Here is an 8,050-nt window from a genome sequence, read left to right on the forward strand (position 1 = left end):
TTTTTTTCCCCCCCCCCCCCCCCCCGCGGCGGAGTAGCCGCCCATCCCAGCCCTCCCCAGCGGAGGGCGCCCAGAGCCCCATGACCTCACCACGAGGTCATGGGGCTCTTCGCGTTTCGGCTCCTCAGAGCCCGATGGTGAGTTGGCGGGATGGCGTGCGGCAAGACCACTGGCTGAACCCGCGCGCTGCAAAACTCCAAGATCCGCATATGGGTTCCACTCACAGTAAGCAGCCATAGCGCGGATCAGCTGAGGTTTGCGGTGCTTTCGTCCTCCCGCCCCGCCTAAGGTGGGGCGCGACTGGAGGGTTCGGCATGGCCATTCCCGACGTGATCGTAGTCGGTGCGGGCTCGGCGGGCGGGCCGGTCGCCGCGCGTCTCGCCGAGCACCCGGCGCTGTCGATCCTGCTGCTGGAAGCGGGCGTGGACCACGGCACTGAGGGGACCATGCCTCCGGACCTCCTCGACGCCGGGCGGCTAGCGGGCATGGCGCATGATTGGGGTTACAGCGCCATCCCCGCCGAGGGCCAGACCATGCCATACCGCCGCGGCCGGGTGGTCGGCGGCACCTCGGCCATCAACGCTGCTGCGGCGATGTGGCCGCGCCCGGCGGACCTCGATCGCTGGGCCGCGCTGGGCAATCTCGCCTGGAACTGGGCGGAAGTCCGCTCCTGGCTGCGCCGTACCGAAGCCGACGTCGACGCGCCCGACCTCGGCCCACATGGCCGGGACGGGCCTATCGAGATCCGCCGGTACCGCGAGCAGGAGCTGATCCCGCTGCAGCGAGCCTTCGCCGCGGCCTGCCGCGAAGCGCTCGGTCTCCCCGCCGTCGCCGACCATAACGATGTCCGGATCAGCGGCGGCGTCGGGCCCTGGCCAATGAACCGCCGCGCCGACAATACCCGGATCTCTACCGCGCTCGCCTACCTGGAGCCGGCGCGTCGGCGGCCAAACCTCGCGATCCGCGGCGAGGCCACCGTGGGGCGGCTGCTGATCAAGGATGGACGCGCGGAGGGCGTGGTCCTGGCGAGCGGCGAGTTGCTAGTGGCGCGGCGCGGCGTTGTGCTCTGCGCCGGCGCGCTGGGCACGCCGGCAATCCTGCTGCGCTCGGGCATCGGCCCGGCGGCGCAGCTGGCCGTGCTCGGGATCACACCGCAGCTCGACCGGCCCGGAGTCGGGGCGCGGCTGTGGGAACATCCCGCGGTTCCGGTGCTGCTGGTGCCAAAGCCCGGGCAGTGCGATCCGCTGCGCGATCCGCGCTTCCAGATGGTCGCGCGCGTGAGCGCGCTCGATGGCACGCCGCTCGTCCTCGCCCTCGTCAGCTTCCTCGACATCAGCGGATCCCCAGGGCTAGTCGTCGAAGCCGGTGGCGCGTCGGTGGTTGCGTTGGTCAACGTCGCGCTGATGGACCCCCGCGGCCACGGCCGGCTACGGCTGCGAAGCGCTGACCCGTTCTCCGCCCCCGTAGTCGAGTTGGGGTTCGACCGCGAGGAAGCGGACCTTTGCGCCCTCGCCGAAGGCGTGAGGCTCGCCTGGCGCATTGCGCGCGCGGCGCCCGTCGCGGCCGAGAGCCGGCGGGTGGCGGGCCTGGACGAGGCAGTCGTCCGCTCGGACGCGCTGCTGCGTGACTACATCATCGCCAACTTGAGATCGTTCAGCCATCCATGCGGCACGGCCCCGATGGGCCCGAAGGGCGATCCACTCGCCGTGGCCGACGAACGCGGCCGCGTCCACGGCATAGACGGCCTATGGATCGCGGACGCCTCGCTCATGCCGCGCGGTCTAACCGTGCCTCCAAACCTGACAGTGATGATGATGGGTGAGCGAATCGGCTTGTGGATCCGCAGGGAGCTCGGCGGCCCCTGAGCGTGCCCATCGCAATCCTCAGCCGCCGATCATTCTGGAAGGAGCCGTAGTGTTGCAGCGTGAGCCAAACTTCTCGGAGAGCATCCGCCTTGCCCGACCGGACGATGTGGGAAACATCGCGGCAATCGTTGACAAGGCATATACCCGATGGATCGCGGCAGTCGGCCGAAGACCAAGACCGATGGACGACGACTACGAGGCGCGATGCGCAAAAGGTCAAGCCTGGCTGCTGGAAGCGGACAGCAAGTCAATAGGTGTCGTTATCATCGAAGACATGGAGGAGTACCTGTTCCTACACAACATTGCGGTTGCGCCAGATGCGCAGCACCGCGGCTTCGGCCGCTGCTTAATGCGCTTTGTTGAAGAGGAGGCCCGTCGCCGGGGTTACCGCGAAGTGAAGCTGACCACGGCGGTGGTGATGCAGCAGAATGTCGAGTTGTACTTACGCCTGGGCTACTCCATCACAGGTCGCGAGCCGACTGCTACTGTGGATCGTCTGTGGATGACCAAGCGATTGGATGACGTTTCTCCGCCCAAGGTTGATTGAGGCAGCCCTTAAGCGAACGGTATCCGCGGATGGGGTGCATGATGATGATGGGACAGCGGACGAGCAGATCCTGGGCGCGATCACGCGCGGCGTCTCGGCCGACGGGCGGCGGCTCGCGCTGCCCATGAGTGGGCGTGCCCCGGTCTGGGCCAGGATGGACCCCGCCGACCTGCAGGCGTTCGTCGCCTACCTGCGCTCCCTGCGCCACAGAGCCGAATACATAACTTAGAGGCACGGGAAACCGATGGCGTTAACGGATCGCCCACGGCGGCTGCTTCACCGTGGCTGCCACGACGGCCAGGCGTTGGAAGGCGCCCGGCCGCACCCTCGGCAGCGTAGCCGCTCATGGTGGTCGATGTGGTGGAGGTCCGCCCAGGCTCCCAATACCCTCTCCAGGTTGGCCTTTGACCATCTGACGGTCGACTGGCAGGCGTCGCATTGGAGGGTGATGCCCTCATCCAGCCCTAGCTCACGGATCTTCATCTATCATCCACGAGAACAATTGGAGGTTGGTAGAGACCTAGGGCATATCCCGCATTGCGCATAGCGGTAAGTAACGCTTAAGGTAATATACCGCGCGGGACCAGACAGCTTCGCCCGGCTTGAGTGCAACGCGGCCACGGGAAGACCGCATCATGCCTGATACAAGCATCAACGTCTTGAGCCCGTCCGCCGAGAAGCTCGTGGCGGGCGGCGTCGCGGCGCTGTCGGGAGACGCTGAGGTGGTACAGCTTGCGGAAAGGTTCATCGCAGATGAGCTGGCAAAAGAGCGGAAACTGGTCCGGTTCTACGGCATGGCCAAGCCATGGTCCGCTGCTGATCGCCGCGAACTCGAAACCTATTCTGCGAGCGCTACAGGCTATCACGAGCGAATGGCTGTGATTACGCATGCACACGTCACCACCCCCGCCGGCCTATTGGCCCAGGCCCAGGTGTTGCTCTGGCACTCGCGCCACCCGAGTGGCGACGAGGTCCACCTTTGGAACCTGGCAAACGGGGTGTTCCGCGTTCTGGGCGAGCCGTTGCCAGCCTGGGTGGTGGAGCTTGCCGAGGAGCCGGAGGAGTAAGCACCTTCTCGACCAAGTTCACCGGCGGCGCCTGGTTCGACTCCTGCGTCCTCGTTCGCAACCCGCGGCTCACCTCTTTCGGCAGCGATGCGCCACCAAGGTGACGCCATCTCAGCTTCCGTGGCTAATTGCCAATGGAAACAGGCGTTAAGGTGGATGTCTTGCCCTGAAAGATCTACTTTAGGTCCTGTAGGGCAAGGAGTGGTCAGGCGTGAGCGACGATCCGGATATCCCCCATGATCCCAACCTGCCCCGCTTGGCCGGCAAGCCCATCCGCGATGGCAGCGGTGTGTTCTCCCGTGTGCTGAGGGCGACAGCCACCACGCGGCGCCACCGTGCCCGCCAGATGCGGAATGCAGGCGACGGGGCCGGCGCGGACCGCGAGGACCATGATGCGGACTACCTCGAGCGCCAGTCGGACCGCCAATGCGATCCGCTGCTCGCCGCCGGGGCCCCTCTGGTCGAGGGCAACAGCGGCGAGGTGGTGGTGGCGCCGTCACCAGAGTTTGGACCGGACGTGTTCCAGAAGGCTGTGCAGCAGCCCCCCGACATGCTGGCCGCCGAGGGCAGCGAGCGGCGGATGATGATGACGGCAGGAGTTTCCAAATCGGCGCTCACGCTGGCCCTGGAGCTGGGGGAGAGCATCGGCGCGCAGACTGCGATGGAGCGCAATCTCGTCCAGCAGATTGCGGCGACGCAGGTGCTCGGCATGGAGATGCTGGCCAAGGCGCATGCATCCACGATGCTGGCTGCGCCCTGGGTGCCCGAAGAGCGAAGCCAGACGCAGAGCATCGAGGCGGCCAGGATGGCGAGGGCGGCGGCGCGGGTGCTCGAATGCTCGCAGCGCGGCGCGCTGGTCCTGGATCGCCTGCGGAATGGTGGCCGGCAGACGGTCACTGTGCAGCACATCACGGTGGCGGACGGCGGGCAGGCGGTGGTCGCCGGCACGATGAAGCGGGGGAGGGGGGGTCGAAAGTGAGCGACCCTCTCCCGCCCGGCATCCCGCACCGGCCCGGCGCGCGAACGCCGGAGGGGCTGGAGCGGTGCCGCAAGGCGACGTGGAAGCACGGGCGCCGCAGCGCCGAGGCCATCGCCGGGCAAAGGCTGCGCGGCCAGGCGCGGCGCATCGTCGCCGACCTCGATGCCCTGATCCGCGAGGCGGAAGCCGCGTGTACGGCTCAGGGCGTCGGCGGCAGCCTGGCTGACGCTGAGGCGGAGGGGCGACCGCAGGCTTGACGCCGGCGCATCACGATCGCCCTCGCCGCCTGCTGCAGGGCATCCTCGACCATCCGTACACATTGGGAGGGCCGGACGCGGCGGCTTACCATCGAGACGGCAACGATTTACGATGGCCCGCCCCAGCGGCCTAATCAGGAGCACTTCATGGCGACCCGTGTCGGATATGCCGTTACCAACAGCTGGAGCAGCGGCCTGCAGGCCAGTCTCTCCCTGACCCCCGACCAGGCCCTGAACGGCTGGACACTGGAATTCGACGCCGCCTACGACATCACGCAGATCTGGAACGCGCAGATCGTATCGCATGTCGGCAACCACTACGTGATCCGGAACCTCGATTGGAACGCCTCTGTTCCGGCCGGGTCATCGGTGTCGTTCGGCTTCATTGCCTCCCCGGGGGCGGCACCCGCCGGCTACGTGCTGAACGGCGAGCCCGTGGGGAGCACGGCGCCTCCGCCCGCCGTCGAGCCTCCGGCGGCCAGCGTGGCGGATGTGGCCATCACCGAGGGCAATTCGGGCCAGGCCGAACTCGTCTTCCAGGTCACGCTGTCCAAGGCCTCCGCCGTTCCCGTGACGCTGGCCTACGCCACGCAGGCCGGCACCGCTGCGGCCGGATCGGACTTCCTGGCAGCCAGCGGCACGGTGACCTTCGCCCCCGGTGAGACCAGCAAGGCGGTCGTCGTCAAAATCATCGGCGACACGCTGTTCGAGGCGAATGAGAACTTCACGCTGGTGCTGTCCAATGCCGTGGGCGCGACCCTGGCAAAGGCGACCGGCCTGGCGACGATCCAGAACGACGATCCGGCGCCCGTCACGCCACCGGCGGCGACCATCGCGGATATCTCCCTGACGGAGGGCAACAGCGGCCAGAAGCTGGCGACCTTCGTCGTCACCCTGTCCAAGGCCGCGGCGGGGCCCGTGACCATTGGCTACGCCACCCAGGATGGCACGGCCGCGGCGGGGTCCGACTACATCGCGAAATCCGGCATCCTGGCCTTCGCAGCGGGCGAGACGAGCAAAAGCGTCACGGTCGCGGTTCTCGGAGACACGATGGTGGAGGGGGATGAAGCCTTCCGGCTCACGCTCTCGAACCCGGTCGGTGCGACGCTGGCGCGGTCCGGTGCCGCCGCCACGATCCGGAACGACGACGTGGCGACAGCGCCCCCGCCATCCGCGGGCGGCACGGTGACCTATGCGGTGCCCAATGACTGGGGCAACGGCTTCGTCGCGGATGTGCGGGTTTCAGCGGCCACGGGGGGGCTCAACGGCTGGACGGTGGCCTTCGAGGCAGGCTTCGACATCACGAATATCTGGGGTGCGGAGATCGTCTCCCATGTCGGCACGCAGTACGTCCTGCGCAACGCCGCCTACAACGGCACCGTGGCGCCCTCGCAGACCGTGAATTTCGGTTTCCAGGCGGCGACCACGGGCGGGCATGACATCAGCCAGCTGACGCTCAACGGAGCAGGCGTGGGCACGCCCCAGCCGCCTGTCACGCCGCCGCCGGCCGCCCTGCCGGCGATCTCGATCGCCGACGCCAGCGTGACCGAAGGCAATCTCGGCAGCGTCGACGCCGTCTTCGCCGTCACCCTGTCCGAGGCGGCCGCCACGACCGTCACTGTCCGCTTCGACACCGGCAACGGCACCGCCCTGGCAGGAAGCGACTTCACCGCCGCCACCGGCACCCTGACCTTCGCCCCCGGCGAGACCAGCAAGAACGTCAGGGTGGCGGTGCTGGGAGATACCACGCCCGAAGCGACGGAGACCTACTCCGTCATCCTCTCCGCACCCTCCGGCGCCACGATTGCCGATGGCACGGCGCGTGGAACCATCCTGGATACCGACACGGCAGGCCCAACGCCCCCCGCCACCCCGCAGCCCGGCTACTTCCATACCAAGGGCAACCAGATCCTCAACGACGCCGGGGTGTCGGTGAAGATCGCCGGCGTGAACTGGTTCGGCATGGAGACCACGGACTTCACACCGTACGGCCTGCACACGCGCAGCTACACCGACATGATGGACCAGATGAAGGAGCTGGGCTTCAACACCATCCGGCTGCCCTTCTCCGATCAGTTGCTCGACCCCGGCCGCAACACGCCGAACGGCATCAACTACAACCTGAACCCGGATCTGCAGGGCCTGAGCGGGCTCGCGCTGATGGACAAGATCGTGGACTATGCCGGCGCCATCGGCCTGAAGATCATCCTCGATCACCATCGCAGCTCCGCCGGGAATGGCCCCAACGGCAACGGCCTCTGGTACGATTCGGCTTATGGCGACGCGAAGTGGATCGAGAACTGGAAGATGCTCGGCGCGCACTACGCCGGGAACACCACCGTCATCGGCGCCGACCTCGCCAACGAACCGCACGCGGCAACCTGGGGCGGCGGCGGCGGCAATGACTGGGAAGCCGCGGCGACGCGTGCCGGCAACGCCATCCAATCCGTCAACCCGGACTTGCTCATCATCGTCGAGGGCGTGGGCGGCAATTACTGGTGGGGCGGCAACCTGACCGGCGTGGCCAGCAACCCGGTGACCCTGGATGTGCCGAACCGCGTGGTCTACTCGCCGCACGACTACCCGAACTCGATCTACGGGCAGCCCTGGTTCCAGGATGCCAATTTCCCGAACAATCTGGAGGCGATCTTCGACCAGTACTGGGGCTACATCTACCGCGAGGACATCGCCCCCGTGCTGCTGGGCGAGTTCGGCAGCAGGCTGACGGACCCGAAGGATATCGCCTGGATGGAGCGGATTGTTCCCTACCTGGCTGGCGACTTTGACGCCGATGGCCAGTTGAACATTCCGGCGGATGAGGAGGGCGTGAGCTGGACCTGGTGGTCCTGGAACCCGAACTCCGGCGACACCGGCGGCATTCTCGCGGATGATTGGATCACCGTGAACCAGGCGAAGCTCGATGCCTTGCAGCCGATCATGGCCGATGGAAGCCCGTTGACCGGCGGTCTCTAACTACAGCTGGATGCGAGGCGGCGCGACCTGCCGGTCGCGGGCATGCACTGAGTGCGAGCGTGGTCTGGATTTTTGTGGGACCCGCCTTGGCGCCGACTACGGTGGGTGGCAGGCGCGCGACCTGGATGGCGGGGTGCTCGCGGTCCGCACCCGCCGGCCACCCATGACCCGGCCACGACTTCCGAGGCCCTACAGGCGCGGGAGGGCGTCTGCCGGGCGGCTTCGATGTCGCGGTGTCCGACGACAATGCGTCACACCACGCGCTCCGCGAATAGCCTTGCCGGAGGCCAGATGCCTCATCGCCGTGGGCAGAGGACAGGGTTGTGCCGTAATTGATTGTCCCAAATGAAGTATAGACTGAC

The 8,050-nt window shown here is 67.2% G+C and carries 6 protein-coding genes; all 6 read left to right on the top strand.

Going from position 1 to position 8,050, the window contains the following annotated elements:
* The first annotated feature begins 314 nt into the window (after window positions 1-314).
* The 6 genes from ACFHPP_RS29690 (at window position 315) to ACFHPP_RS29715 (ending at window position 7,688) form a co-directional block, all read left to right on the top strand.
* On the top strand, window positions 315-1,865 hold the full coding sequence (locus ACFHPP_RS29690) for a GMC family oxidoreductase (RefSeq protein WP_437166837.1): 1,551 nt from the start codon (window positions 315-317) through the stop codon (window positions 1,863-1,865).
* Window positions 1,866-1,971: 106 nt separating this feature from the next.
* Entirely contained in the window at window positions 1,972-2,412 is a 441-nt protein-coding gene (locus tag ACFHPP_RS29695) for a GNAT family N-acetyltransferase (RefSeq protein WP_437166842.1), read from the top strand.
* Window positions 2,413-3,047: 635 nt separating this feature from the next.
* The gene (locus ACFHPP_RS29700) at window positions 3,048-3,479 is read left to right on the top strand and encodes a hypothetical protein (RefSeq protein ID WP_437166838.1); all 432 of its coding nucleotides are present in this window, start codon (window positions 3,048-3,050) and stop codon (window positions 3,477-3,479) included.
* Window positions 3,480-3,690: 211 nt separating this feature from the next.
* On the top strand, window positions 3,691-4,458 hold the full coding sequence (locus ACFHPP_RS29705) for a hypothetical protein (RefSeq protein ID WP_437166839.1): 768 nt from the start codon (window positions 3,691-3,693) through the stop codon (window positions 4,456-4,458).
* Window positions 4,455-4,715, top strand: a complete 261-nt coding sequence (locus ACFHPP_RS29710) for a hypothetical protein (protein ID WP_437166840.1) — start codon at window positions 4,455-4,457, stop codon at window positions 4,713-4,715. The genes ACFHPP_RS29705 and ACFHPP_RS29710 overlap by 4 nt, the downstream gene beginning before the upstream one ends.
* 147 nt (window positions 4,716-4,862) lie before the next feature.
* On the top strand, window positions 4,863-7,688 hold the full coding sequence (locus ACFHPP_RS29715) for a Calx-beta domain-containing protein (protein WP_437166841.1): 2,826 nt from the start codon (window positions 4,863-4,865) through the stop codon (window positions 7,686-7,688).
* The last annotated feature ends 362 nt before the right edge of the window (window positions 7,689-8,050 follow it).

It is taken from the genome of Falsiroseomonas sp. E2-1-a20, from assembly GCF_051433195.1.
Classification (GTDB): Bacteria; Pseudomonadota; Alphaproteobacteria; order Acetobacterales; family Acetobacteraceae; genus Falsiroseomonas.